This is a genomic window from Cutibacterium avidum ATCC 25577, assembly GCF_000227295.1.
Taxonomy (GTDB): Bacteria; Actinomycetota; Actinomycetes; order Propionibacteriales; family Propionibacteriaceae; genus Cutibacterium; species Cutibacterium avidum.
The window spans coordinates 2,202,519-2,228,193 of sequence record NZ_JH165054.1; the positions used below are offsets into that span (position 1 = coordinate 2,202,519).

At 64.5% G+C, this 25,675-nt stretch carries 22 protein-coding genes and 2 pseudogenes; 12 read left to right on the top strand and 12 right to left on the bottom strand.

All coding sequences use genetic code 11. The annotated features are described in order from the left end of the window. Positions 1–43: 43 nt before the first annotated feature. The 4 genes from HMPREF9153_RS09860 to HMPREF9153_RS09875 all read left to right on the top strand — a co-directional run bounded on the left by HMPREF9153_RS09860 (position 44) and on the right by HMPREF9153_RS09875 (position 4,939). Positions 44–895 carry an EamA family transporter gene (locus HMPREF9153_RS09860; RefSeq protein WP_004811672.1) on the top strand — a complete coding sequence of 284 codons (852 nt, stop codon included), beginning with the start codon at positions 44–46 and terminating at the stop codon, positions 893–895. A gap of 42 nt (positions 896–937) precedes the next feature. Next, on the top strand, positions 938–2,155 hold the full coding sequence (locus tag HMPREF9153_RS09865) for a hypothetical protein (RefSeq protein WP_004811673.1): 1,218 nt from the start codon (positions 938–940) through the stop codon (positions 2,153–2,155). An 83-nt stretch (positions 2,156–2,238) separates the two neighbouring features. Beyond that, positions 2,239–4,368 (top strand): RecQ family ATP-dependent DNA helicase, encoded by a 2,130-nt coding sequence (locus tag HMPREF9153_RS09870; protein ID WP_004811674.1) that lies wholly within the window; start codon positions 2,239–2,241, stop codon positions 4,366–4,368. Positions 4,369–4,528: 160 nt separating this feature from the next. Then, complete coding sequence (locus HMPREF9153_RS09875) at positions 4,529–4,939, top strand: DoxX family protein (RefSeq protein ID WP_004811675.1); 411 nt, start codon at positions 4,529–4,531, stop codon at positions 4,937–4,939. A 111-nt stretch (positions 4,940–5,050) separates the two neighbouring features. On the opposite strand, the gene HMPREF9153_RS09880 is transcribed toward HMPREF9153_RS09875, so the two are convergent. From HMPREF9153_RS09880 to hrcA, 3 genes are read right to left on the bottom strand one after another with little or no spacing between them, the layout of a single operon-like run. Further along, positions 5,051–5,785, bottom strand: a complete 735-nt coding sequence (locus tag HMPREF9153_RS09880; RefSeq protein ID WP_004811676.1) for a 16S rRNA (uracil(1498)-N(3))-methyltransferase — start codon at positions 5,783–5,785, stop codon at positions 5,051–5,053. Then, on the bottom strand, positions 5,782–6,957 hold the full coding sequence (dnaJ, locus tag HMPREF9153_RS09885) for a molecular chaperone DnaJ (RefSeq protein WP_004811677.1): 1,176 nt from the start codon (positions 6,955–6,957) through the stop codon (positions 5,782–5,784). Before dnaJ ends, HMPREF9153_RS09880 begins: the two co-directional genes overlap by 4 nt. A 3-nt stretch (positions 6,958–6,960) precedes the next feature. Beyond that, positions 6,961–7,980, bottom strand: a complete 1,020-nt coding sequence (gene hrcA, locus HMPREF9153_RS09890; protein WP_004811678.1) for a heat-inducible transcriptional repressor HrcA — start codon at positions 7,978–7,980, stop codon at positions 6,961–6,963. 143 nt (positions 7,981–8,123) lie between these two features. Here hrcA and HMPREF9153_RS09895 point away from each other — a divergent pair, with 143 nt between their 5' ends. After that, positions 8,124–8,807, top strand: a complete 684-nt coding sequence (locus HMPREF9153_RS09895; RefSeq protein WP_016667416.1) for an MBL fold metallo-hydrolase — start codon at positions 8,124–8,126, stop codon at positions 8,805–8,807. Between the two features lie 26 nt (positions 8,808–8,833). Here HMPREF9153_RS09895 and HMPREF9153_RS09900 read toward each other — a convergent pair whose 3' ends face one another. The 3 genes from HMPREF9153_RS09900 to hemW form a co-directional block, all read right to left on the bottom strand. Then, the gene (locus tag HMPREF9153_RS09900; RefSeq protein ID WP_004811680.1) at positions 8,834–9,595 is read right to left on the bottom strand and encodes an inositol monophosphatase family protein; all 762 of its coding nucleotides are present in this window, start codon (positions 9,593–9,595) and stop codon (positions 8,834–8,836) included. Beyond that, complete coding sequence (locus tag HMPREF9153_RS09905; RefSeq protein ID WP_171048644.1) at positions 9,592–10,470, bottom strand: DUF3097 domain-containing protein; 879 nt, start codon at positions 10,468–10,470, stop codon at positions 9,592–9,594. The genes HMPREF9153_RS09900 and HMPREF9153_RS09905 overlap by 4 nt, the downstream gene beginning before the upstream one ends. Positions 10,471–10,554: 84 nt before the next feature. Next, the gene (hemW, locus tag HMPREF9153_RS09910; RefSeq protein ID WP_016667415.1) at positions 10,555–11,733 is read right to left on the bottom strand and encodes a radical SAM family heme chaperone HemW; all 1,179 of its coding nucleotides are present in this window, start codon (positions 11,731–11,733) and stop codon (positions 10,555–10,557) included. Positions 11,734–11,884: 151 nt separating this feature from the next. On the opposite strand from hemW, the gene HMPREF9153_RS09915 reads away from it, so the two are divergent. The 3 genes from HMPREF9153_RS09915 to HMPREF9153_RS09925 are packed head-to-tail and all read left to right on the top strand — an operon-like array spanning position 11,885 to position 15,025. Further along, positions 11,885–13,177 carry an ABC transporter substrate-binding protein gene (locus HMPREF9153_RS09915; protein WP_004811683.1) on the top strand — a complete coding sequence of 431 codons (1,293 nt, stop codon included), beginning with the start codon at positions 11,885–11,887 and terminating at the stop codon, positions 13,175–13,177. Beyond that, positions 13,174–14,178 (top strand): carbohydrate ABC transporter permease, encoded by a 1,005-nt coding sequence (locus HMPREF9153_RS09920; RefSeq protein WP_004811684.1) that lies wholly within the window; start codon positions 13,174–13,176, stop codon positions 14,176–14,178. The genes HMPREF9153_RS09915 and HMPREF9153_RS09920 overlap by 4 nt, the downstream gene beginning before the upstream one ends. Further along, positions 14,171–15,025, top strand: a complete 855-nt coding sequence (locus tag HMPREF9153_RS09925; RefSeq protein ID WP_036979794.1) for a carbohydrate ABC transporter permease — start codon at positions 14,171–14,173, stop codon at positions 15,023–15,025. The genes HMPREF9153_RS09920 and HMPREF9153_RS09925 overlap by 8 nt, the downstream gene beginning before the upstream one ends. A 94-nt stretch (positions 15,026–15,119) precedes the next feature. Here the strand turns inward: HMPREF9153_RS09925 and HMPREF9153_RS12785 are convergent, their stop codons facing one another. From HMPREF9153_RS12785 to HMPREF9153_RS12790, 3 genes and pseudogenes are all read right to left on the bottom strand, one after another. Next, complete coding sequence (locus HMPREF9153_RS12785) at positions 15,120–15,602, bottom strand: AMP-binding enzyme (protein ID WP_370882837.1); 483 nt, start codon at positions 15,600–15,602, stop codon at positions 15,120–15,122. 66 nt (positions 15,603–15,668) lie between these two features. After that, a pseudogene (locus tag HMPREF9153_RS09930) lies at positions 15,669–16,775 on the bottom strand (AMP-binding protein); the annotation flags it as partial. A gap of 60 nt (positions 16,776–16,835) precedes the next feature. After that, a pseudogene (locus HMPREF9153_RS12790) lies at positions 16,836–17,006 on the bottom strand (acetyl-coenzyme A synthetase N-terminal domain-containing protein); the annotation flags it as partial. Positions 17,007–17,235: 229 nt separating this feature from the next. On the opposite strand from HMPREF9153_RS12790, the gene HMPREF9153_RS09935 reads away from it, so the two are divergent. From HMPREF9153_RS09935 to HMPREF9153_RS09950, 4 genes are read left to right on the top strand one after another with little or no spacing between them, the layout of a single operon-like run. After that, a complete protein-coding gene (locus tag HMPREF9153_RS09935; protein WP_036980159.1) occupies positions 17,236–17,757 on the top strand; it encodes a rhomboid family intramembrane serine protease in 522 nt (173 codons plus the stop codon). Positions 17,758–17,790: 33 nt separating this feature from the next. After that, positions 17,791–18,780, top strand: a complete 990-nt coding sequence (locus HMPREF9153_RS09940) for a 1,4-dihydroxy-2-naphthoyl-CoA synthase (RefSeq protein WP_004811696.1) — start codon at positions 17,791–17,793, stop codon at positions 18,778–18,780. Between the two features lie 39 nt (positions 18,781–18,819). Then, positions 18,820–19,986 carry an AMP-binding protein gene (locus HMPREF9153_RS09945; protein ID WP_004811697.1) on the top strand — a complete coding sequence of 389 codons (1,167 nt, stop codon included), beginning with the start codon at positions 18,820–18,822 and terminating at the stop codon, positions 19,984–19,986. A gap of 60 nt (positions 19,987–20,046) precedes the next feature. Beyond that, positions 20,047–21,237 carry an isochorismate synthase gene (locus tag HMPREF9153_RS09950; protein ID WP_004811699.1) on the top strand — a complete coding sequence of 397 codons (1,191 nt, stop codon included), beginning with the start codon at positions 20,047–20,049 and terminating at the stop codon, positions 21,235–21,237. Positions 21,238–21,243: 6 nt separating this feature from the next. On the opposite strand, the gene menD is transcribed toward HMPREF9153_RS09950, so the two are convergent. Genes menD through lepA form a run of 3 tightly spaced genes read right to left on the bottom strand, consistent with a single transcriptional unit; the run spans position 21,244 to position 25,645 of the window. Then, entirely contained in the window at positions 21,244–22,794 is a 1,551-nt protein-coding gene (gene menD, locus HMPREF9153_RS09955; protein ID WP_004811701.1) for a 2-succinyl-5-enolpyruvyl-6-hydroxy-3-cyclohexene-1-carboxylic-acid synthase, read from the bottom strand. Continuing rightward, positions 22,791–23,801: an o-succinylbenzoate synthase gene (locus tag HMPREF9153_RS09960; RefSeq protein ID WP_004811703.1), complete on the bottom strand. Its 1,011-nt coding sequence runs from the start codon at positions 23,799–23,801 to the stop codon at positions 22,791–22,793. Before HMPREF9153_RS09960 ends, menD begins: the two co-directional genes overlap by 4 nt. After that, complete coding sequence (gene lepA / locus HMPREF9153_RS09965) at positions 23,798–25,645, bottom strand: translation elongation factor 4 (protein WP_004811705.1); 1,848 nt, start codon at positions 25,643–25,645, stop codon at positions 23,798–23,800. Before lepA ends, HMPREF9153_RS09960 begins: the two co-directional genes overlap by 4 nt. Positions 25,646–25,675: the final 30 nt, after the last annotated feature.

A 25,675-nucleotide genomic window follows, 5' to 3' on the forward strand; every position in this document is an offset into this window, starting at 1 on the left:
GACGAGCCGACAGCAGCGCCATGATCGTGGCAGGTGCGCCACTATGGTGGGCCCCGTGCGCGGAGTTCTTTTCATGTTAGGAGCTGTCCTCTCAGTTCAAATCGGGGGAGCTTTGGCTGCCACCCTCATCCCTCAGGTGGGACCGCTGGGAACCGTTGCGTTGCGAATGTCGCTGGCCGCCCTTCTCATGGCCCCTGTCGTCAGACCTCATCTACACGACCACACCCGCGACGACTGGATGAGGGTGCTGGCTCTGGTCATCGCCCTGGGCGGCTTAAACACCGCCTTCTACTTCTCCCTGGAGCGATTGCCGCTGGGTGTGGCAGTGACCGTCGAGTTCCTCGGGCCACTGGGGATGGCCGCCCTGGGAAGCCACTCAGTGCGTGACTGGTTGGCGATCCTGCTCGCTCTGGGCGGTGTCGTCGGGGTCTCCGGGGCCCTCAATGCCGATTGGGCCAGCATCAGCATTCTCGGCCTCCTGCTGGCCTTCACCGCCGGTATCTTCTGGGCCCTCTACGCCAAGTCAGCACAGCTCGTCGGGGCGAGTTGGTCGAAGCTCGAGGGGTTGTGGTGGGCCATCGCGCTGAACTCGGTCGTCCTGCTGCCGATCGGATTCGTTGCCCAGGGGGTTGACCTCGTCCGGCCCCGTCACCTCCTCATGGGTCTCGTGGTGGCTCTGATGTCTTCCGCCCTGCCCTACAGCCTGGAGATGTACGCCCTGCGCCACATTGACACCACGGTCTATGGCGTCTTCACCGGTATGGAACCGGCCGTGGCCGCAACCGCAGGATTCTTCATCCTGGGCCAGACCCTCACCCCGGTGCAGATGGTCGGCATGGCTTTCGTCGTCGCAGCGGCCTGGCTCGTCATGGCCCGCGGCCGTCAGCACGACTGACTACGCTGGTCGGTACGAACCGCCACCCCGAAAGGACCATCGATGGACGTCAACTCCCCTGCGCTGCAACCGCGTGGCCTGGAGAAAGTGGCCAAGCTCATCGACAAGGGGGCGCGCATCCCCAATCCGTTGACCGTCGACATTGACGACGGCGTCGACGTCGACAACATCAGTGGCGACGGGGTCTTCATTGGCCCCGGATGTCGGATTCGTGGCCGTCGCACGGTCATCTCCGCCGGGTGCGTGCTCGGCGACGAAACCCCCATGACGATCCAGGACTGCCAGCTCGGCACCGGGGTCAAGCTCAAGGGCGGCTTCGCCCGGGACGCCGTCTTCCTGGCCGGGGCGAATATGGCATCGGGCGCGCACGTCCGTGGCGGCACCATCCTCGAGGAAGAGGCCAGTGGGGCCCACACCGTCGGCCTTAAGCAGACCATTCTGCTGCCATTCGTCACCCTCGGCAGCCTCATCAACTTCTGTGACGTCCTCATGGCCGGAGGAACCTCTCGGTCGGATCACTCCGAGGTCGGGTCGTCCTACATTCACTTCAACTTCACTCCTGACGGCGACAAGACGACGGCATCCCTCTTCGGTGACGTCCCGCATGGGGTGTTGCTCAATCAGCACCCGATCTTTCTCGGTGGTCAGGGAGGCACCGTTGGGCCGGTGGTGACCGGATTCGGAACCGTGGTCGGGGCTGGGTCGATCCTGCGTGACGACATCCCCGATGACGACCAGCTCGTCCTCGCTCCTCCGCCCGCCGGTAGGCAGCGTCCGGTGACCCCGGCCAGCTACGCCAAGCTCGACAGGATCATCGCCCACAACGTCACCTACCTCGGCAACCTGTCGGCCCTGGAGGCCTGGTACCGCCAGATTCGTCGCCTCTTCATGTCGCACGACCGGCTGTCCGGGCTGGTGTGGCAGGGAGCCCTCGACAACCTCGCCTCGGCGCGTGCCGAGCGGGTCAAGAGGCTCGAGTCCCTCGTCGGCAAGCTCCGGCCGACCGACGCAGGCCGAGCTCAGTTGATCGAGAGCCGTGACGTCTTCCTGTCCATCTTGTCCGTCGTCGATGCGCCGGCTCCGGCTGACGTGGTGCGTTCCTGTGGTGCAGCCGCGAACAGTGGCGCCGAGTACCTCGACGTCGTGCAGGGATTCGACGAAGCCACCCAAGAGGCTGTCATCGAATGGTTGGGCAGCATCGTCTCGACCCAGCAGTCCCAGGCCCAGGAAGTCATCGACCAACTGCCGTTGCCGTTCTGACCTCGCTGTTCTCCTGGCGTTCCGGGACCGCGGCACGAAACTGTCGGTGGTTCCGGTCAGGATGAGGGGTGAGAGGAGGGACCATGACGACAACGTCTGAGACACCGAACCGCGACCTGCACAGCCGCGGACTGGCAATCTTGCGCCGGCTCGTCGGTCGTGATGATGCCGAGTTCCACCCCGGACAGTGGGAGGCCATCGAAGCTCTCGTCGCCCATCATCGTCGAGCGCTCGTCGTCCAGCGCACCGGCTGGGGAAAGTCGGCGGTTTACTTTGTCGCCACCCTGCTTCAGCGTGCCACGGGTTCAGGGCCGACCCTCATCGTCTCCCCTCTCATCGCCCTCATGCGCGACCAAGTGGCTGCAGCGGAGCGCGCTGGGGTAAGGGCCGCCGCGATCTCCTCGACCAATGTCACCGAGTGGGCCGAGATCATCCAGCGGCTCGATGCTGACGAGGTCGACGTCCTGCTGGTGTCTCCGGAACGACTCGTCAATCCACAATTCGCCAATGAGCAACTGCCTGATCTGGTGAGACGACTCGGGATGCTCGTCATTGACGAGGCTCACTGCATCTCCGACTGGGGCCACGACTTCCGACCCGATTATCGACGCATCCGTGATCTCGTCTCGGCACTGCCCGACGACATCCCGGTGCTGGCGACGACTGCCACCGCCAACTCGCGGGTCGTCCAGGACGTCGCCGAACAGATCGCACCGGCTCGTGATCGTCATGACGTCTTCGTATTGCGCGGACCCCTGGCCCGAGCCTCCCTGCGCCTAGGAGTGCTCAACCTGTCGAGGCCGGCCGACCGCCTGGCCTGGCTCGTGCAGCACTTGGGTGAGCTGCCAGGGTCCGGGATCATCTACTGCCTGACGATCTCCACGGCGGAGGACACCGCACGAGCACTGGTCGAGGCCGGGCACCAGGTACGCACCTACACCGGACGCACGGACCCCGAGGAAAGAGCAGCCCTCGAGGAGGCTCTGCGCGACAACCAGGTGAAAGCACTCGTCGCGACGAGTGCTCTTGGCATGGGGTTCGACAAGCCCGATCTGGGGTTCGTGGTTCATCTGGGAGCACCCAGCTCCCCCATCGCCTACTACCAACAGATCGGTCGAGCCGGTCGCGCCACTGAGAACGCTGACGTCCTGCTGCTTCCGGGTCCTGAGGACCAGGGGATATGGACCTACTTCGCAACCGCATCCATGCCTACCCAGGAACGTGCCGACACCACCCTGGGAGCACTGTCCAACGGTCAGGTGCTGTCGGTGCCGGCGTTGGAAGCCCGTGTTGACATCAAACGCAGTCAGCTCGATCTGCTGCTCAAGGTGATGGCGGTCGATGGGGCGGTCGAAAAGGTTCGTGGTGGTTGGCGGGCGACCGGAAAGCCGTGGGTCCATGACACCGAGCGCTACGAGCGGATCTCCCAGGCGCGACGCGATGAGCAGCAGGCCATGCTCACTTACGAACGGCTGGACACCTGCCGGATGGTCTTCCTCACCGGTCAGCTCGACGACCCCTCACCCGCTCCCTGTGGTCGTTGCGATGTCTGCACCGGACCGTGGTATCCGACGAAGGTTGACCCAACAGCATCATCCTCGGCGACGGCCGCCCTGGACCGAGTAGGCGTACCTGTGGAGCCTCGCACGACGTGGCCATCGGGAATGGACACCCTGGGAGTTGGGCTCAAGGGTCGGATCAGCACCGACGAGACGGCCGAGGAGGGCCGCGTCATCGCCAGGCTCTCCGATCTGGGCTGGGGTGGGCCGCTGAGAGACCTGCTTCGCAACGACGCCGAGATCACCCCGGCACTGGCCAAGGTCTGTGTCCGGGTACTGGCCGAGTGGGGATGGGAGCATCGTCCGGCCGCTGTGGTCCGAGTGCCATCCGCCACCCGACCTCACCTCATCGACTCCCTGGCCTCGGGACTTGCCCGGGTCGGCCACATCCAGGACCTTGGCGGGCTCGATCTCGCAGAGAATGCACCACGACTCAATTCATCGACGAATTCGGCCTACCGCCTTCGCGACGTACACAACCGTTTCAGCGTCGGTCCGCAGCTCATGTCACGCCTGTCACACCTCGGGGGTGCCCCGGTTCTCCTCGTCGATGACGTCATCTCCAGTCGATGGACGATGACTGTCGCCGCACGATCGTTGAGACGAGCTGGGTCAGGCCCTGTCCTGCCGCTGGCCCTGGCACTGACCCACTGATCCCCCGGTGTTCGCCCACGAATCACTCGTCCATGGCCGCCATCGTCCTTGAGTTGTCACCATGAAAAGAAGTGGATTCGTCACCTAAACGCGAACGTGACCACCCAAGCGAGCCTTGATGGGGCACGATGGAAGTAGCACCTAGCAGTCAGGAGGATTCATGTCCCTTGCCAAGTTCACCGCCCGTTCCGCCCTGTCGGCCATCTTCGTCACCGGGGGCCTCGCCGAGTTCAAGAATGCCAATCAGCTCTCCGGCGCTGTTGACGGGCTGCTCGAGAAGCTGCCCGAATCGGTCCGCTCTCAGATTCCTGAGGTTGACCCCTCACTGCTGGTCAAGGTCAGCGGCGGCACCATGCTGACAGCCGGTTCCCTGCTGGCCCTCGGAATCAAGCCGCGCCTGGCCGCCACCATCCTGGCCGCCCAGCTCGTCCCCGTGACCCTCGCCGGACATCCCTTCTGGGAGAAGAATGGCGACGAGAAGACCGGTGAGCAGATCCAGTTCTTCAAGAACCTTGGTCTCATCGGTGGCCTGCTCGTCGTCGCTCTTGATGGCGCCACCAAGAAGAAGTGACCTCCTGAGCTGCCGTCACGCCATGGCAGCCAACGCCCTTCGCCAACGATGGGGCCGGCCGGATCATTCGTCCGGCCCCATCGTCATGTCAGAAATCGACTGTGCTCCGGATCATTCGGCCATGTCGGCTATGGCCCGTAACTGGGCCAGTCCGACCACGCCAGCCGTCGAGGTCCGCAGGACCCCATCAGACACGGTCACCGGATGAGCCCCGGCAGCCACGAAGGACTCGACTTCCTGGTCGGTGATGCCGCCCTCAGGCCCGACGATGACGATCACCTCACCAGACTCGGGCAGGTCCTGGTTCACCAGCGGCTCGGTGGCCGACTCGTGGAGCACATAGGCAGCGTCAGCATCGCGAATCCTCTCAACCACATCCTTGGTCTGCGCCAGCTCAACCTGGGGAACGAGGAATCGTCGTGACTGCTTGGTGGCCTCGCGGGCAGCCGCCTGCCACTTCGCCACACCCTTGGCCTGCCTGTCGCCTTTCCAGCGCACGATGCTGCGATCGGCCTGCCAGGCCAAGATCTCGTGAACCCCCATCTCGGTGAGGGTTGCCACCGCAAGCTCAGCGCGGTCGGTTTTCGGCAGGGCCTGGACGGCAATCCAGCGGTGAGCCGTGACAGGGGCCTCGAGCACCTCGGTCACCTCGACGCTCACGGATCCCTTCGTCACCTCGACGGCAGGTCCGCGCACCGCATGGCCCACGCCGTCGGTGACGAGGACGGACTCTCCCATCCGAATGCGGCGCACCGAACCGGCGTGGTGGCCTTCCGCACCGGTGATCTCGACCACCGACCCGGGCGTGGCCCCGGCAACCTCCCCGAGGAAGCAGGCGTCACTCATCCGCCGAAGGCTTCCTTGATGCGGGAGAACATGCCGCGTCCACCCGACTTCTCCACGGACGCCGACACCTTGGTCTCCCCGCGGGCCTCGGCCAACTGGCGCAGCAGGTCCTTCTGGTGGGAGTCGAGCTTGGTCGGTGTCTGAACGATGAAGGTGACGCCCAGGTCGCCCCGACCGCCACGACGCAGCCTCGGCACTCCCCGCTCAGGCACGACGATGCGGGTTCCCGACTGGGTTCCTGCCGGCACCTCGACGCTGACCGATTTCTGGGACTCGTCGAAGTCCTCGCGATCGGCCTCGAGGGTGTGCACCGGAACCTTGGTTCCCAGCGCAGCCGCCGTCATCGGGATCGTGACGACCATCTCGAGGTTGTCACCCTCGCGGGTGAAGACCTCGTGCGGGCTGATCGTCATCTCGATGTACAGGTCACCTGCTGGGCCACCACCGGGCCCCACCTCTCCCTGTGAATCCAGGTGGATCCGGTTGCCGTCGGCAACACCGGCAGGAATCTTGACGTTGATGGTGCGGGTGGTGCGCACTCGTCCCTCACCGGAGCACTCCTGACACGGATCCGGGATGACCGTGCCGTAACCACGGCAGGTCGGGCAGGGCTGGCTGGTGCGAATGTCGCCCAGGAAGGAACGCTGCACCGTGATGACCTCACCACGTCCCTGACAGGTGTTGCAGGTAACGGGCTCGGAGCCGGACTCGGCCCCCTTGCCCTGACACTTGGGACACACAACTGCGGTGTCGACCTCCAGCGGCTTGGTGACGCCGAACACCGCCTCGGCCAGGCTCAGGCGCATCCGCACCAGGGCGTCCTGACCTCGCCGGGTCCGTGAGCGTGGCCCACGTCCGCCACCACCGAAGGAGGTTCCACCACCGAACATGGCGTCAACGAGGTTGGTGAAGTCGAATCCAGCGCTGCTGAATCCTCCCTCCCCGAATCCGCCCATGCGGGCATTCGGGTCGCCACCACGGTCGAAGACGGCGCGTTTCTGCGGATCCTGGAGCACCTCATAGGCCTCCTGGACCTTCTTGAACTCGTCCTCGGATCCCGGTCCGGCCACATCGGGGTGGAGTTTCATGGCCTTGCGGCGATAAGCCTTCTTGATCTCGTCGGCGCTCGCATCGCGGGAAACACCGAGAATCTCGTAGTAGTCGTTGCTCAAGGATCATCCTTCTGCCAGGAACCGGCCCACATAACGGGCCACGGCTCGCACGGCTGCCATGGTTGAGGGGTAGTCCATTCGGGTGGGTCCGACCACGCCGAGGCTCGACAGGGTATCGTCGGATCCGTATGTGCTTGCCACCAGTGAGGTGGACTGGAAGGGCACGTCAGTGTTCTCGGCACCAATACGCACCGTGACCTCACCGGCTTCTCCAGCGGTGGCCTCGCCGAGCAGTCGCATCAGGACGACCTGCTCCTCGAGAGCCTCCAAGACCGGACGCACCGTCGTCTCCCACTGTGCACCGAATGCGGTGAGATTGGGAACCCCGGCGACCACCACGCGGGCGGATGGGTCGACGGCGAGGATCTCCAGGACGGTCGCGACGACGGAGGTCGCGCGCGGCCCCTCAGCCGGCCCGAGTTCGTCAAGAAGCCGATTGAGGGAGTCGACGGCCTCTGCCACCGTCAGACCGACGAGGGCCTGGTTGAGCCGGGTACGAAGGGCGACAAGATTCTGCTCGTCGTGACCGGGAAGCTCCACGATCCGCTGCTCCACCGACCCCGAGGACATGATGAGGACGATGAGGATGCGGTCGGTCGACAGGCTCACCAACTCGAGGTGACGGATCGTCGCCGTCGTCGCCACCGGATACTGCATGATGGCGACCTGGTGAGTGATCTGGGCGAGCAGTCGCACCGTGCGACGCACGATGTCATCGAGGTCGACGGCTCCGGTCATGAAAGCCTGGATGGCCCGGCGCTCTGGCCCGGACAGCGGTTTGAGGGTGGCGATCCGGTCGACGAAGAGGCGATACCCCTTGTCCGTCGGGATACGACCGGCGCTGGTGTGGGGGTGGGTGACGTACCCCTCCTCCTCCAGGACGGCCATGTCATTGCGAACGGTTGCCGGGGACACCCGAAGCCCGTGGCGTTCCACCAACGCCTTGGAACCCACCGGCTCCTTACTGGAGACGTAATCGGTGACGATGGCCTTGAGCACGTCGAGCTTGCGGTCGTCGAGCACAATCCCTCCTCACGCGATCCCATCGGGTACAAGTCCCACTTTGGCACTCTCAGGTGCCGAGTGCCACCTTATCGCGTTCACCTGGCGTCCTTCTGCCTCTCTCGCTGGCAGCGCACGCCTCGGGACGTGCCACACTGGTGATCATGTCGACGAATCCCGAGACTCCCCGGTGGTCCGCTCTCACTGCCCGGGTATGGACGACCGTCATCAAACCAGAAGCCGTCACCTGCGGACTGGTCGCCGGTGACGATCATGTCCTCCTCATCGACACCGGCTCGGCTCCTGAACAGGGACACGCCCTGGCGATGTCGGCGGCATGCATGCTGGGTCGTCCGGTTGATCGGGTCGTCGTCACCCACCATCATTATGACCACAGCGGCGGACTCCCTGGGATTGACGGGGCTGAGACCTGGATGCATGAGGCCGCTCTGGCTCACTGCCCTGATCTCCGGGCCGACCATCCCATCGCGCTGATGGCCTATGTCGACCTGGTCGGCATCGGCGCCGAGGTCATCCACCCTGGTCCGGCCCACACCGACGGGGACCTCGTCGTCATCGTCCGCGACGAGAAGGTGACCTTCGTCGGGGACCTGGTGGAGACCGCAGGAGAGCCACAGTCCGACGAGACGACCGATGTCCGGGGCTGGCCGCGCGCCATTGACTCGGTCATCACCGGCACCGATGGTGTAGGCGTCTACGTACCTGGCCACGGGCACCCGATCGATGCGACCGCCGTCATGAAGCAGCGCGCCGAGCTCGCCGAGAGAGTCCCCGTCGAGATCCCGCTCACCCCGGTGACCAGGCACGTTCCTCCCCAGCTGGCCTGATGCGGGCCCGGCCCCGCACGGCTAGCTCAGCGCAGCAGTTCAGCAACCACCCGGTAGGCATCCTCGTCGGCTGCGACGACGAGTGTTCCCGACATCTCGCGAGGCCCGTACTCGGCCCCGTCGACAGTCCGAACGACCCCGCCGAGCTCGCGCACCATGAGGGCGCCAGGCAGGTGATCCCACGGGTGGGAGTGCTGATAGGCGGTGACGTCGTTCTCCCCCAGGCAGATCAGTGGGTAGTCCACCGCGCAGCACCACTTCGACATCCGCCACTCCACCTGTGGTGAGGCGATCTTGTAAGCTTCGTGGGTCGTCGCGGCGCGAACCGGGATGCGGGACCCGTCGCGGGTCACCGCCTGACCGTCGCAGGTGACCCCGGCACCGCGCTCGGCACACCACATGTGGCCGTACTGGGGCTGCCAGATCCAGGCCCTCACCGTTTCGCCACGAATGAGTTGAGCGAGCATGACCCCGTGGTCCACCGATCCGTGGACGAAGTTCTTCGTGCCATCGATGGGATCGATGACCCACGCCAGGTCGGCGCCCGGAACGGCGTCGAGGATGGTCGGGTCGGCAAAGGCGGACTCCTCCCCGACGACGACTCCACCGGCGTGCTTGGTCAGCGCCGCGCCAAGCTCCTTCTCAGCCTGACGATCGGCGTCGGTGACGAAGTCTCCAGGCTTCTTCTGGTGGATCTGATGATCATGCAAGGACCGGAACCGCGGATCGATGATCCTGGCACTGACGTCCCGGATGAGGTCGCAGACCGTCTCGGCATCGATACTCATGCCGTCTCCTCATCGTCCAGCTCGTCGACGTGGTCACAGGTGACGAAGTCGATGAGTTTCTCCATCTCGGTGTTGAACCGTGGATCCAGGTCGTGCCAGTCACGCACCCTCTTCAACATGGCCTGCCAGGCCTTGCCCACGTCGGCCTGGGTGGAGTGTGGCAGGCCGAGACGTTTCAGGGTGCCGAGCTTGAAGTCCTCGTCCATCGGAACCTCCGGCCACCCCTTCCGTCCGATCCGCTCGGGCTTGATGGCCTGCCAGATGTCGATGAACCGGTGTCCGGTGATCATGACGTACTCGCCATATCCGCCGCGTCTCACCTCGTCAGCCACGCGGGATTCCTTGGTTCCGGCAACGAGATGGTCGACGAGCACTCCCAGTCGATGCCCAGGGCCCGGCTTGAACTCGGCGACAATTCCGACCAGGTCGTCCATACCGCCCATGTATTCCACGACGACCCCGACGTGGCGCAGGTCGTCTCCCCAGATCTTCTCGACGAGTTCGGCGTCGTGACGACCCTCGACGTAGATGCGGCTGGGAAGGGCAACGCGAGCTGGTCCAGCCGCTCCGGCAACGGACCCCGACGCCGTGTGTTTGATGCTGGCACTGCCCTGACGAGGGGGAATGCACAGATTGACGGGCTTGCCGTCCACCCAGAAACCCGGACCGATGGGGAAGGACTTGCGCTTGCCCTTGCGATCCTCGAGCACGACCAAGCCGTTCTGCCACGCGACGACGGCCCCGACGTATCCGCTCGATGGATCCTCGACAACCATGTCGAGTTCCAATGGCATGTCGACGCTTTTCTTCATGTGAGAGGTGCGCCAGCCGCTTGCGAGGACGTCGTGGGAATACCGGTCGATCACGGTAGCCACTGTATTGCCACGCATGGCTATGACGACAAGCCGTGCATCACCAGCTGAAATGACCCACTCGGCATGACCACCCGCGCAATGGCCTCACACCAACAAATCCGTGATGATCCTGTCTGCCACCATTCGCCCGGACAGGTTGAGCACCAGGTGACCGCCTTGGATCGCCCCAAGTCCCTGCTCCACGACGTGGTCAGCCCGGTGACGTTCCACCTCTGTCAGCTGGGACAACGGCAACCCGTCAGCCAGACGCAGCTGCAGCAGCACCGTCTCCTCGTGACGCTGCTCCGCGTCGAGGACCTCATGGTCCTCGACGGGTAGACGACCCTCGGCCAGCCTGCTCCGGTACGTGGCGGGATGCTTGACGTTCCACCACCTCGTCCCGTTCACGTGGGAGTGGGCTCCAGGACCAATCCCCCACCAGTCACGTCCCAGCCAGTACGCCATGTTGTGACGACACCGGTGGTCGTGACCGTCGCGGGGCCGGGCCCAGTTCGACACCTCGTAGTTGACGTACCCTGCCTCGGTGAGGACCCTCTCGGCGATGAGGTACTTGTCGGCGAGGTCGTCCTCGTCAGTCATCGGTAATTCGCCACGCCGGATGCGCGCTGCCAGCCTGGTGCCCTCTTCGACGATGAGGGAATAGGCGGAGACGTGATCGGGCTCGGCCGACAGCGCGGCCTCGAGACTGCACCGCCAGGAACCGAGGTCCTCCCCGGGGGCGCCGAAGATGAGGTCGAGGCTGACGTCGTCGAATCCCACCTGGCGGGCCAGCCTTGCCATCTCCACGGCACGCCCGGGCCGATGACGACGATCCAGAATCGTCAGGACGAACTCATCGGAGGACTGCATTCCCATGGACAACCGGTTGATCCCGGCTGCGAGCAACCCAGAGAGCACATCCTCGTCCAGGGTTTCCGGGTTGGCCTCCGTGGTGATCTCGGCGTCGTCGTCGATCCCCCACACAGTACGGATGTGATCGACGAGCTCTCCCAGTTGGGCCGGGGTGAGCATCGTCGGAGTGCCTCCCCCGAAGAAGATGGTGGACACCGCCGGACGCCGTCTCCACATCTGCCCAGCGAGGTCCAACTCGCGATGAGCCGCCTCTAGGTAACCAGGGATGGCGTCCTCCCCCATGGCTGCGAGCACATAGGTGTTGAAGTCGCAGTATCCGCACCGGGACGCACAGAACGGCACGTGCAGATAGATGCTCCATGGGCCGTCAGCTGCCTGGAGCTGTGGCAGGTCGCCGTTTGCGTGAGTCATGGTCCTCCTGAGGTCCAAGGTGCGAATGCGGCCCTTGCATGATGCCATCTGGGCCGGAGACGGCTCAGCCGCACGAGTTCACAGCTATTCGAATGGCGAACACCACGATCAACGGGTGAAATTTCAACAGTTTGAGGTTTAAGCTGCCGTCATGATCTTCTCTCGCCGTCACTTCCTCAGCGCATCAGCCGGTTTGGCCACTGCCGCGGTCCTAACCGGATGCGGATCGAACACCGGTAGCGTCTCCACCGGCTCGAAATCCAGCGCCGCTTCGGGTGGCTCCGGAAAAATCGTCCAGTGGTACCACGAATACGGCGAGAAAGGGGTCCAGCAGGCCGTCAATCGCTACGCCAAGGATTACAAGGACGCCACGGTTACCGTGAAGTGGAACCCCGGTACCGACTACATGAAGCTGCTGAGCACCACCCTGCTGTCCGGATCGGGCATCCCTGATGTCTTCGAGTCCGAGTACGGCGCCACCCTCGACATGATTCAGAAGGGTCAGGTCGTTGATCTCACCGACACCATCGGTGACGCCAAGTCCAAGTTCTCGAAGCCGGTGCTGGATCGCATGACCCTCGACGGCAAGGTCTACGCGATCCCGCAGGTCGTCGACATGCAGCTGCTCTACTACCGCAAGTCAGCCCTGGAGAAGGCCAAGCTGTCGGCCCCGACCACCTTCGAGCAGCTCGTCGAGACTGCCAAGGCCGTCAAGACCAAGGAGATGGGCGGCTTCTTCGCTGGCAACGACGGTGGCGTCGGTGTGCTCGGCAACCTTCTCATCTGGGCCTCCGGATTCGACCAGCTCAACGACGACCATACTGACGTCGCCTTCATGGAGCAGGCCTTCTTCGACGCCGTCGCCGCTTACCGCGACTTCTACAAGTCCGGCGCCCTGCTGACTGCCGCCTCCAAGGATTGGTTCGACGCCTCCCCCTTCACCAATGGCGAGACCGCCATGCAGTGGGGCGGCCTGTGGTCGTTGGGCGACATCTCCAAGAAGTGGAAGGACGACTTCGGCGTCATCCCGTTCCCTGCCATCGGTAAGTCCGGCAAGCAGGCCGTGCCCTTCGGCGCCTACGGTTCCTGTGTCGCCGCCAAGGGAGCGAGCAACGACGTCGAGGCCGCCAAGAAGTACGCCAAGTGGCTGTGGGTCGATCAGACCGACAAGCAGGTCGACTTCGCCAACTCCTACGGCACCCACATCCCGTCTCAGCCTGACCTCACCGACAAGTGCTCCCAGATCAACAACGGCGCAGGCAAGGCCGCTGCCGAGATGGTCGACAAGCATGGCAAGGCCGCGAGCCTCTTCTGGACCTCCAAGATCTCCGACGCCTACAGCGCCGCGCTCACGAACGTCGTCAAGAAGGGTGCAGACCCGAAGTCGGCCTTTGCCGGAGTGCAGTCGACGGCCAAGGCCGAGCTCAAGCGCGTCAACAAGTGAGTTCGTCGGCAGTCTCGGTGCCCCCCACCCGCAGTTTCTGGCAGCGGGTTCGGGGGCACCAGGGGCGTAACCTCTGGTTTGCCCTGTTCGTTGCGCCGTTCCTGATCGGGCTGCTGGTCTTCGTCTACATCCCGATCATCTGGAGCGCCTACCTGTCATTCTTCGACGCCCGGGCAACCCTATCCCCCACGAAGTTCGTCGGTTTCGCGAACTACCAGAACCTGTTGTCGGACACCCTGTTCCGCAACTCGATGCTGGTCTTCATCATCTTCGCGGTCTTCATCGTTCCGCTCACCTACGTCTGTTCCCTGGCCCTTGCGCTGGCCCTCAACAACGTCGGCAAGTTCCGGGCCTTCTTCCGCTCCTCCTTCTTCATCCCGACAGCATGTTCCTACGTCGTCGCGGCAATGGTCTGGCGACTCAGCTTCTTCAACGGAGCACGGTTCGGCCTGGCGAACTCCCTGCTGCGCAAGGTCGGCGGTAGCAACATCGACTGGCTGTCCGGAGTGGGCTACTGGTACTGGATCGCGCTGATCTCACTGCGGTTGTGGCTGCAGGTCGGCTACTACATGATCCTGCTCATCGCGGGTCTCAACCGCATCCCCACCGACAGCTATGAAGCTGCCGCGATTGACGGTGCCGGTCGCTGGGCGACCCTGCGTCACGTCACCATGCCGCAGCTGCGGGGAGTGAGTGCGGCCGTCCTCATGCTGCTGCTCATCGGTGCTTTCCAGGCCTTCGACGAGTTCTACAACTTGTTGTCCTCCTCGGGCACCTACCCGCCCTACGCTCGCCCCCCGCTGGTGCATCTGTACCTCATCAGCGTCGGTGGAGCCGACCAGGATCTCGGTATGGGTGGCGCCGGGACCGTCGCCCTCACCGCCATCATCGTGCTGTTCGGACTGGCCCAGAATTGGCTCATGAGTGGCCAGGAGCGTCGCGAGAAGAAGGCCATCAAGCAGTCTGCCAAGACCCACCGCAAGGAGGTGTTCGATGGCTGAGGAACGTTCCCACATGGTCACGGGCCGCTCGAGGCGCTTCTTGCACGGTCTCAAGATCGTCGTGCTGTTCATCCTGGCCCTGCTCTTCCTGCTGCCCTTCTACGTCATCTTCCGCAATGCCTTCAGCAGCTCGGAGGCCTTCGTCGCCGCGGACTGGAAGTGGTTGCCTGACAACCTCGACTTCTCGGTGCTGCGGGATCTCTTCTCCGACACTGACCTCAACCTGCCTGGGGCGATGGTCCACTCAGCCATCCAGGCCGTCGGCCAGACGGTGCTGACGGTCATCGTCAGTTTCATGGCTGGCTACGGGCTGGCAAGATTCCGCAGCAAGGCTGCGACGGTGGTGTTGCGTCTGACGGTACTCACCCTCATGGTACCGACCGCTGTCACCTTCGTGCCGAGTTTCATCATGACGACCCGATTCGGATGGATCGACTCTTACCGTGGCCTCATCATCCCGATGATGTTCTCGGCCTTCGCGACCTACATGTTTCGGCAATCCCTGCTGGAGTTCCCCAAGGAGCTGGAGGAGGCTTCAAACCTCGACGGAGCCAATCCGTGGACGACGATGTGGCGCATTGTCGTCCCCAATTCCAAGGGAATCATCGCGGCCGTGTCGACGATCACCTTCATCGGGGCCTGGAACTCCTTCCTGTGGCCGCTGCTGGTGGCTCGCGACAACACCACGACCGTCCAGCTCACCTTGAGTCGGTTCATGACGAGCCAGGGAGTCAACTACTCCGAGCTCTTCGCCGGCGCTCTGGTGGCAATCGTGCCGGTGGTCATTGTCTTCCTCGTCCTGCAGCGCTACCTGGTGCAGGGCCTGGAGACCTCTGGCATGGACTAAGGAACCGTGCTCCGGCGTAGCTACGCCGTCGAGAACCATCACGAGGGCCGGGACACCATCTGGTGTCCCGGCCCTCGCACGTCAATGGAGTGGCTCAGTCCTCCAGGGTCGACAGGTCCCCCTCGTCCTCTCCCAAGGCACGAGCTTTGAGGACGCGACGCATGATCTTTCCCGAGCGAGTCTTCGGCAACTTCTCGACGAACTCGATGGCGTCGGGCTTTGCGATCGGCGAGAGGGTCTCGGCGACGTGGCCGCGGATGTCGGCGATGAGATCCTTGGACGGCTCATACCCAGTGTTGAGCACGACGACCATGTGGATCGCATTGCCCTTGACCTCGTGCGGCAAACCGATCGCGGCAGCCTCGGCGACGGCCGGGTGGGAGATGAGGGCGGACTCGACCTCGGCGGTGCCGATGCGGTGACCGGACACCTTGATGACGTCGTCGGTACGTCCGATGATCCAGATGTAGCCGTCCTCGTCGATACGGGCGGAGTCGCCGGTGAGGTAGACCCCCGGATACTTCTTCCAGTAGGTCTCGACGTAACGCTCCGGCTCCTTATACAGGGTGCGCAGCATCGACGGCCATGGGTTCTTGAGGACCAGGAAGCCATCGGTGCCCGGCGGGACCTCCTTGCCCTCCTCGTCGACAACGGCGACCTCCTGGCCGGGGATGGGTTTGCCCGCAGATCCCGGCTTCTTCGGCATCGTCGGGAGGCTGGTCAGCTGCATGGCACCGGTCTCGGTCTGGGACCAGGTGTCGATGATGGCGCACGTGCCATCGCCGACGACGTCGTGGAACCACTGCCAGGCCTCCGGGTTGAGGGGCTCACCGGCACTGATGAGGATGCGCAGGCTGGACAGGTCGTGCTTGCGCACCCAGGCGTCACCGAAGCGCATCAAGGTGCGGATGGCCGTCGGAGCGGTGAACAAGCTGTTGATGCCGTAGTGCTCGATGAGCTACCACCACACGTCCGGGTAGGGGAAGACCGGGCTGCCCTCGGCCATGAAGGTGGTCGCGCCGCGCAGCAGCGGGGCGTAGATGACGTAGGAGGTGCCGGTGATCCAGCCCGGGTCGGCCGTGCACCACCAGCGGTCCTCCTCCTTGATGTCGAAGCACTGTTTGAGGGTGGTATAGGTACCAACCTGGTAGCCACCGTGAGTGTGAACGATGGCCTTCGGCTTACCGGTCGAGCCCGAGGTGTAGAGGATGAACAACGGGTCCTCAGCGTCCACCTGGACGGTCTGGCACTTGCCCTTGGCAATCGGCAACTTGCACAGCTCGTGATACCAGTGGTCCCGAGTGGAGTCCAGGGCGACGTCGGACTTGGTGTTGCGCACCACGATGACGTTCTCAACGGTCGGTGAGAACTTCACCGCATCGTCGACGATCTGCTTCATCGGGAAGACCTTGCCGTTGATCCACGACCCGTCAGCGGTGATGACAACCTTGGACTCCGAACCGTCAATACGCTGGTTGAGGGCCTCCGAGGAATAACCGGCGAAGACCACCGAGTGAACGGCACCGATCTTGGCGCAGGCCAGCATCGCGAAGAAGATCTCAGGCATCCGAGGCAGATAGATAGTGACGACGTCACCCTTGCGCACGCCCATCGAAAGCAGGATGTTGGCCATCTGCTCGACCTCGCGGTTGAGGGCGAAGTAGGAGAAGGTGCGCACCTCGTCGGTGTCCTCACCGACCCAGATGAGGGCCAACTTGTTACGACGCGCGGTATCGAGATGACGGTCCACCGCATTGGTGACGATGTTCGTGCTGGCCCCGGTGAACCACTTGAAGAACGGAGTGTCGGAACGATCCAGAACCTTGTCCCACGGCTTCGACCACTCGAGCTCCCGGGCTCGTTCCTCCCAGTAAGCGACTGGGTCGGCCTTGGCCTTCTCCTCGAGCGCCTTCCAGTCCGAGACCCAGGAGTTGTCGATGATGCTCTGATCAGGCTCGAAGACGTCCTGTTGGTCCGTCATACGGTCCTCCTCGACGCTTCTACCGCTCTTGCGGCATCCGTTTCGTGTGTTGGGAACGATAGAACCACACCGTCAGGTTGTTTGTGAGGAAAATCACAACAATTTTCCGATTCCTCTTTGCCACACTGGATACATGACTTCCTACCTGCCTCCGTCGTCCACTCCTGTCCGCCGACGTCGGGCCGAACCACCGAGCCGCACGAACTCCATCGCCAGCAGCGCCGGGGTGATGGCTGTCGTCGTCGCGATCATGTGGGTCCTCGAGGTCGTCGACACCGTGCTCGGCAACACCCTCGATCAGTTCGGGATCCATTCCTGGACCGGTCAGGGGCTGTGGGAAATCTTCACTGCTCCGTGGCTGCATTACGGCTGGGCCCATCTGGCCGGTAACTCCGTGCCGCTCTTCGTCCTCGGCATGCTCGTCTACATGGAATCGACATCAACCTGGGTCATCTCGGGGCTCATGATCACGGTGTGCTCGGGGCTCTTCGCGTGGTTCTTCAGCGCGCCAGGAACCATCACCCTCGGTGCGTCCGGGATCGTCTTCGGTTGGTTGGCGTATCTGCTGGTCCGGGGCCTGTTCACCAAGAGGCTGCGCGACATCCTGGTGGCCATCGTCGTCTTCCTCATCTACGGGTCTGTGCTGTGGGGTGTGCTTCCGGGACAGGCTGGGGTGTCCTGGCAGGCCCATCTGGGCGGTGCGGTCGGAGGTGTCATCGCGGCGTCGTGGCTGGCTCGTCGTCCCAGGTGAGACTGCCTGACCAGGGGTGGTAGCTTCCACCGGGTGAGCACCCTTCCTTTCGTCTCCGACACCTTTGACGCAGACCGTTGGCGCGAGGTCAACCTTCCCGGCGACCCCTTGACCGACATGACCTTCCACCGCCTTATCTCGCGTGGAGAGGTCGACCACGCCCCGGCCGGCGAGGACCTGCCGGTGGTGCGGATCGCCTTCGACCGTCCTGCCATCCGCAACGCCTTCCGCCCGCACACCGTCGACGAGCTGTACCGCTGTATCGACGCGGCACGCTGCACCCCTGACGTGGCAGCGATCATCCTGACCGGGAATGGCCCCTCTCCGCGCGACGGCGGATACTCCTTCTGCTCCGGCGGTGACCAGCGCATTCGCGGTGCAGCTGGTTACCAGTACGAGTCCGAGGAGACGGCCGGCGACGAGGACCTGGCCACCGACGCCCGCCGAGAGCGGATCGCCAGGGGACGTCTGGGGCGTCTCCACATCCTCGAGGTGCAGCGGCTCATGCGCGCCACCCCCAAGCCGATCATCGCCGCCATTCCTGGTTGGACGACCGGTGGTGGCCACTCCCTCATGGTGGTGGCCGACATGGCGGTGGCCAGCCGGGAGAACGCTCGGTTCAAGCAGGTTGATGCCAATGTCGGCTCCTTCGACGCCGGATATGGTTCGGCCCTGCTGGCTCGCCAGATCGGTGACAAGAGGGCCCGCGAGATCTTCTTCCTGGCGGAGACGTACACCGCCGAGCAGGCCGAGCGGTGGGGGGTCATCAACCGTGCCGTCGATCACGTCGAGCTGGAGAGCATCGCCATCGAGTGGGGCCTGACGATCGCCGGTAAGTCCCCGCAGGCCATCCGAATGCTCAAGTACGCCTTCAACATGGTCGACGACGGCATCGCCGGTCAGCAGGCGTTCGCCGGGGAGGCAACCCGCATGGCATACATGACCGAGGAGGCCCAGGAGGGTCGCGACGCCTTCCTCGAGCACCGCTCCCCCGACTGGTCCAGCTACCCGTACTACTTCTGATTCCTCACCTCTGGACACCACGACCCGACAGGAGGCCCGATGGCCGAGACCGCACGACTGCACGTCGTCAGGGTGGAACGCACCCAGACAGACGTCGTCTGGCTGACCGAGCGCTTGACACGCTTCTTCCAAGGCTCAACGCGCTCGGTTCTCGTGCCGGCCGGGAGCGAGGAGAACCCAGTGGCCACCCTCGAGGACGTCGAGAGGAGGACGGTCTTCCTGCCCGATGAGGTCGGGCTCGTGATGCGCACGTCCGGGTCGACCTCTGCTCACGGACGCCTCGTGGGTATCTCAGCGGCTCAGCTGCTGGCGTCCATCAACGCCACGGATGCGCGACTTGGCGGGGCCGGAACCTGGGTGCTCGCCCTTCCCCCCAACCACATTGCCGGTCTACAGGTCGTCGCCAGGGCCGCAGCCGGTGATCGCTCGGTGGTCGTCGTCGAGGGGAAGGTGACTCCTCAGGCCCTGTCTGACGCCATCGACGAAGCGGTACGGAGGGATCCGAACGGTCGGGTGTATCTGTCCCTGGTGCCGACCCAGCTGACCGACTGCATGGATGACTCAGTTGCCCGTGACGCCTTGACGCGGTGTTCCGCGATTCTCGTCGGGGGTGCCGCGACCTCCTCGCAGTTGGTTTCCGAGGCTCGAGCTGCGGGGATGCCGATCGTGCTGACCTATGGCATGAGCGAGACCTGTGGCGGTTGTGTCTACGACGGGGTCCCGCTCGACGGGGTGCAGGTTCGTCTGGACGAGGATGGTCGGGTGTCACTGTCTGGTCCGATGGTGATGTCGGGGTATCTCGATGAGGGACCGGCCGATGATTGGTACCTCACCGGCGACATCGCCCACTGGCGAGACGGCCGACTCGCCGTCGATGGTCGGGCCGACGACCTCATCATTTCCGGTGGACTCAAGATCTCCCCCAGCCAGGTGGCCGATGCCGTCACCGCAACCGGGTTGGTGAAGGACTGTGTCGTCGTCGGGCTGCCCGACGAGAGGTGGGGCCAGGTCGTCACGGCCGTCGTCACGGGATGTCAGGAACCGGAGCGTGTCCGGGACACCGTCAATCTGCCACGGGAACTTCGTCCGCGAATCGTCGTGACGGTCGAGGCCATTCCCATGCTGGCTTCCGGGAAAGTGGATCGTCTCGAGGTGAGGAGACTAGCCGAGCAGGCCAAGGCAAACGGATCTGCCTGGACGCGTTGACTCAGGCCGCTGCTGCCGTTCCCGCGGCCGGCCGACAGGCCCGGAGTAGCATCTCCCCTCGTGCACACCTTGTCCTGCGATGTCGACCTGTCCGCTGCGAGTGGGGCTCGGTGGTTGGATACCGCGCGTCGTTACTGCCCGCCCGAGGTCGAGCCGTGGATCTGGGTGGCTCCCGACACCGACGATGCCCCGGCCATGGTCGGGTGGGGCGAGCAGGCCCGCTTCACCGCAGGCGGCCACGGCGCTGCCGCGAAGGCGTTCAATGCCTACTCATCGTGGGCTGCGCAGCACTCTGACGCAGCTCCCGTGGCTTTCGGTTCTTTCCCGTTTTCCCGGGACGAGGACGGATTCCTCGTCGTCCCCGCTGTCCTCCTCCTCCGTCGTCACCTGGGCGAGCGCACTCTCGTCTTCTGCGCGGATCCCACCCCGATTCATCGCGGCGATTCTGACCTGCCGGTCATCGAGACCCAGCTTCCCGATCTTGACGCTGAGAACTGGGGCCAGGCCGTCAACGCCGCGACGACCCGGCTGTCCCAGGACCCCGAGCTGGAAAAAGTGGTGCTCTCGCGGTCGGTGACCGTCCAGGCGTCCGCCCCGATGGACCGTGGACTCGTCGCGTCCCGGCTATCGGGCAAGTTCAGCGGCTGCTGGACCTACTGCCATGACGGCCTGGTTGGGGCGACTCCCGAGTTGCTCGTTGATTGCCGCGATGGCCTGTTCCGTTGCCGGGTGCTCGCCGGTACCCGCAAGCCTTCCTGGTCCCATGAGTTGTTGCAGGATCCCAAGGAGCATCGTGAGCACGAGCTGGCGGTGGCTTCCGTGACCGATCGGCTTTCTGAAGCTGGCCTGTCCGACCCTGCCGTTCGAGGACCGTTCCTTCTGGAACTGCCCAATGTCACCCACCTGGCCACGGACATCACCGCTAGGGTCGGCACGTCGAATGCTGCACAGATCGTTGACGTCATCCACCCGACCGCAGCTGTGTGCGGCACTCCTCGAGAGCTCGCCTACCAGTTCATCGAGCAGACCGAGGTCATTGACCGAGGACGGTTCGCCGGGCCAGTGGGATGGATGTCGCCGGATGGGTCAGGCCAGTGGGCCTTGGCTCTGCGCTGTGGTCAGTTCTCCGAGGACAACCGATCCGTCCGGGTACACGCCGGTGCGGGCATCATGCCCAGCTCCGACCCGGACAAGGAATGGATCGAGACCGGAGCCAAGATGGAGGCCTTCACGTCGGCGTTGGAGGGCTGAGACCCCTCAGACCTGCGGCAATGTCACCTCGACGATGCTTCGTCCGCGGACAGATTCAGTCAGGAAATCCGTGGTCTCGACGCACTGGTAGCGGGCCCCGACGGTCTTCGCCAGCCCTGCCAGATCGAGCTCCTGCGGGGTGAGGAAGAACCTCTCCAACACCGGACGAGGAGCAGCGGCGTGCTCCAGACCGGTGAAGATCGCTCCCCCGGCGTCATTGAGGACGACGACCTGGACGTCGATGTCCCGTTCCGCAGCTCCCCTGAGGAGGGCGGTCGCGTCGTGGGCGGCAGTAAGGTCCCCGACGACGACTCGCACCGGCATTCCCAGCCCCAGGTGCAGGCCGACACCTGTCGAAGCGGTGCCGTCAATCCCAGCCAGTCCTCGGTTGGCGATGGCCACCGGTCCCCGCTGCTCGGGAACGGCGCAGCGATCGAAGGAGCGGATGACGGCGGAAGCGCCGAGCACGAGAAGTGGCCCGACCTCGCGGCAGGCGTCGGCCCAGATGGCCGCGCAGATCTCGTCCTTGCGAGTGGCGGCTACCGGATGGTCGGCGCGTTTCCACCGAGCGAGCCAGGCCTCGTCCCGACTGGCGGTGCGCACCGTGATGGGACCTGGGACGACCCGGGCACCACCGGCGACGTCGGTCCAGCGAGAACCGTCGGCGACGACGGTGACGGGCTGGTTCGCCAAGAGTCGTGTAACGGGTCGTGACAAGGTGGGATGTCCGAGGACGAGGACGGCCTCGACCTCGTCGGCCAGATTGGTACCGAGCACTCCTTGGTAGTCGGTGAGGGCGTTCTCCCCCACTCGCGCCCCGGAACTCGGCTCGGCCAGCAGTGGCCAGCATCCTTCCTCGGCCAGGGCGACGGCGTCACGTCCGGCACCGTCACCGGCGACGACGACGGTGTGAGGAGGCATGAAGACCGGGGTCGACGGCCGGACGATCCTGTCCACGACTCGGGGCTTGGGGGGCACCGGATGCCACGGCTCGTCGGGGACGAGCGGGTCACGGAATCCGACGTTGAGATGGACCGGCCCGGGGTCCGAGGACAGCGCCCCACTGGCAGCCGTCACGGCACGCAGCACGAGCCCGTCGAGACGGTCGTCAGCGGGGAAGCCGGCGGGAATGGCGCCGAAGAACCTCGGTGCCGTTCCGTAAATCCCTTCCTGGGTGGTGGTCTGGTTGGCGCCGGTCTGCCACATCTCGTGGGGACGATCGGCAGAGCACACGATGAGCGGAACTCCGCTGGCGTCGGCCTCCAACACCGCGGGATGCAGGTTGGCCACCGCTGTCCCCGAGGTCGTCACGACCACGGCCGGGCGCCACAAACCCTCCATCATCGAGCCTCGTGAGAGCCCCAGGGCGACGAATCCGGCCGACCGTTCGTCGAGACGCACGTGGACGTGCAGCCATCCAGCAGCCTCAGCATCCGCCAAGGCATATCCGATGGGGGCGTCGCGGGATCCAGGACAGTAGACGACATGTTCGACCCCGGCTCCGACAAGGGCACTCACCAATCGGCGAGCTACTGCAGTGGAGGGGTTCACGGTCATCTCCGTTCCAAGTCGGCCAGGGCGGCCACGGTGAGATCCAGACGCTCGGTCCATCTCGGACACAGGTCGTCGTCGGGATCGTCGGCCTCGACGTCGACCACGCCTCGCTGCGGAGTCAGGTAGCCGTCAACGGGCATCAGGGGTGAGCCACTGACGTCACCACGGAAGAGCCTCAGGGTTCCCAACCCGCAGGCATGGTCGAGCTCGGGCAGGGCGGCCGCCAGGTGGGTGGCCAGTCCGATGCCGATGCTGGTGTCCAGGGCCGAGGAGACGACGGCCGGCAACCCGGCGGCATCGATGACCTCGAGGGCGCGGACAACACCGGCCAACGGCTGAGCCTTGACGATGATGAGGTCGGCCGCACCAGCTCGTGCCACCGCAACCGGGTCGTCAGCGCGACGCACCGACTCGTCGGCCGCCACCGGAACATCGACCCGGCGTCTCACCTGGGCGAGATCCTCGATCTGGGGGCAAGGCTGCTCGACGTACTCCAGTCCCTCGGCTGCGGCGTTGAGTTCGGTGATGGCCCACACTGCCGTCTCGACGTCCCACGCAGCATTGGCGTCCACCCGGATCTGGCCGTCTGGCATGGCCTCACGCACCGCGGCGACCCGGCGGCAGTCCTCCCACAAGTCGCTGCGGGGATCGGCGACCTTGACCTTGGCGGTGGTGCAGGCCGATTCAGCTGCCATCGTCCGGGCGAGATCGGCGTCAACGACAGGGATGGTGACGTTAACGGGAATGCGGTCACGTCGGGCGGCCGGGACAGGTTGAGTGGCCCCCTCGATGCCCGCACGCAACCAGGACGCGGACTCGGCCGGGTCGTAGTCCCAGAACGGGGACCACTCTCCCCAGCCCTCCGGGCCGTGCAGCAGGGTTCCCTCGCGCACCTCGATGCCACGAAACCTCACCGTCAGCGGCACGGTGAAGGCGATCACCTGGTCGATGCCGCGATCAGCCAGCTGGGGCGGAACCTGCAGCCGACGGGCGTGCAGTCGGGAACTCACTTCTTCTCCGTCGACTCGCCGGTGCGCAGAGCGGCCACGAAGGCCTCCTGGGGCACCTCGACCGAGCCGACCACCTTCATCCGTTTCTTACCGGCCTTCTGCTTCTCGAGCAACTTGCGCTTTCGGGAGATGTCACCGCCGTAACACTTGGCCAACACGTCCTTGCGGACGGCACGGATGGTCTCTCGGGCGATGACGCGAGCGCCGATGGCAGCCTGGATCGGCACCTCGAACTGCTGGCGCGGGATGAGTTCCTTGAGCTTGGCCGCCATCGCGACGCCATAGGAATAGGACTTGTCGCGGTGGACGATGGAGCTGAGGGCATCGACCGGATCGCCATTGAGCAGGATGTCGACCTTGACGAGGTCAGCGGCCTGCTCACCCGCCTCGTGGTAATCCAGCGAGGCGTAGCCCTTCGTGCGGGACTTGAGCTGGTCGAAGAAGTCGAAGACGATCTCCGAGAGGGGTAGTCGGTACCGAATCTCCACGCGGTCCGAGGAGAGGTAGTCCAGTCCCTGCTGGACCCCACGACGCTGCTGGCACAGCTCGAGGATGGTGCCGATGTACTCAGCAGGACTGAGGATGGTGGCATCGACGATGGGCTCGTGCACCTCGGCGATACGCCCGGAGGTCGGGTACTCCGACGGGTTGGTGACGGTGACGGTCGACCCATCCTCCATGAGGACGTGATGCACCACCGAGGGCGCGGTGGAGATGAGATCGAGATCGAACTCGCGTTCCAGGCGCTCGCGCACGATCTCCATGTGCAGCAATCCCAGGAAGCCGACGCGGAAACCAAATCCCAGGGCGGTCGAGGTCTCGGGCTCGTAGACCAGGGCTGCGTCGTTGAGCTGCAGCTTGTCGAGGGCGTCGCGCAACTCCGGATAGTCCTTGGCATCGATTGGGAAGAGCCCCGAGTACACCATGGGCTTGGGATGCTGGTACCCGCCGAGATCCTTCTCGGAGGGCTTAGCGGCATTGGTGACGGTGTCGCCGACTCGGGACTGACGGACATCCTTAACGCCAGTGATGAGGTAACCGACCTCGCCGACGGACAGTCCGTCAGCTGGCACCATCTCCGGGGAGATGACGCCGATTTCGAGCACCTCGTGGGCTGCCCCGGTACTCATCATGAGGATCTTCTCGCGGTAACGCAAAGCGCCATCGACGACGCGAACATAGGTGACGACGCCGCGGTAGGTGTCGTAGACCGAGTCGAAGATGAGGGCACGAGCTGGAGCGTTGGCCACTCCTTCGGGAGCAGGCACCTTAGCGACGATGGTGTCGAGCAGGTCGTCTACCCCGTCACCGGTCTTCGCGGAGACCCGCAGCACCTCGGACTCATCACATCCAATGATTCCGGCGATCTCAGCGGCGTGACGATCCGGTTCGGCGCCCGGAAGGTCAATCTTGTTGAGAACTGGGATGATCTCCAGGTCGGCCTCCAGGGCCAGGTACAGGTTGGCCAGGGTCTGGGCCTCGATGCCCTGAGCCGCGTCGACGAGCAGAATCGCCCCCTCACAAGCCTGCAGGGACCGCGAGACCTCGTAGGAGAAGTCGACGTGCCCCGGGGTGTCGATCATGTTGAGAATGTGGGTGGCACCGTCGACCTCCCACGGCATCCGCACCGCCTGGGACTTGATGGTGATGCCGCGTTCCCGCTCGATGTCCATACGGTCCAGGTACTGAGCGCGAGCGCTGCGCTCGTCAAGGACACCGGTGATCTGCAACATCCGGTCGGCCAGGGTCGACTTGCCGTGATCAATGTGCGCGATGATGCAGAAGTTCCGAATGATGGCTGGATCTGTGCTGCCAGGCTGAGGCGCGGACATCTGCTCCCTCATGTCTCGACGATGGTGCCGGGGGTGCCCGGC

Coding starts and splice junctions, on each gene's coding strand:
- HMPREF9153_RS09860 (WP_004811672.1), top strand. CDS start 44: ATGGTGGGCCCCGTGCGCGGAGTTCTTTTCATGTTAGGAGCTGTCCTC.
- HMPREF9153_RS09865 (WP_004811673.1), top strand. CDS start 938: ATGGACGTCAACTCCCCTGCGCTGCAACCGCGTGGCCTGGAGAAAGTG.
- HMPREF9153_RS09870 (WP_004811674.1), top strand. CDS start 2,239: ATGACGACAACGTCTGAGACACCGAACCGCGACCTGCACAGCCGCGGA.
- HMPREF9153_RS09875 (WP_004811675.1), top strand. CDS start 4,529: ATGTCCCTTGCCAAGTTCACCGCCCGTTCCGCCCTGTCGGCCATCTTC.
- HMPREF9153_RS09880 (WP_004811676.1), bottom strand. CDS start 5,785: ATGAGTGACGCCTGCTTCCTCGGGGAGGTTGCCGGGGCCACGCCCGGG.
- HMPREF9153_RS09895 (WP_016667416.1), top strand. CDS start 8,124: ATGTCGACGAATCCCGAGACTCCCCGGTGGTCCGCTCTCACTGCCCGG.
- HMPREF9153_RS09900 (WP_004811680.1), bottom strand. CDS start 9,595: ATGAGTATCGATGCCGAGACGGTCTGCGACCTCATCCGGGACGTCAGT.
- hemW (WP_016667415.1), bottom strand. CDS start 11,733: ATGACTCACGCAAACGGCGACCTGCCACAGCTCCAGGCAGCTGACGGC.
- HMPREF9153_RS09915 (WP_004811683.1), top strand. CDS start 11,885: ATGATCTTCTCTCGCCGTCACTTCCTCAGCGCATCAGCCGGTTTGGCC.
- HMPREF9153_RS09925 (WP_036979794.1), top strand. CDS start 14,171: ATGGCTGAGGAACGTTCCCACATGGTCACGGGCCGCTCGAGGCGCTTC.
- HMPREF9153_RS12785 (WP_370882837.1), bottom strand. CDS start 15,602: ATGCTGCGCACCCTGTATAAGGAGCCGGAGCGTTACGTCGAGACCTAC.
- HMPREF9153_RS09935 (WP_036980159.1), top strand. CDS start 17,236: ATGGCTGTCGTCGTCGCGATCATGTGGGTCCTCGAGGTCGTCGACACC.
- HMPREF9153_RS09945 (WP_004811697.1), top strand. CDS start 18,820: ATGGCCGAGACCGCACGACTGCACGTCGTCAGGGTGGAACGCACCCAG.
- menD (WP_004811701.1), bottom strand. CDS start 22,794: ATGACCGTGAACCCCTCCACTGCAGTAGCTCGCCGATTGGTGAGTGCC.
- lepA (WP_004811705.1), bottom strand. CDS start 25,645: ATGAGGGAGCAGATGTCCGCGCCTCAGCCTGGCAGCACAGATCCAGCC.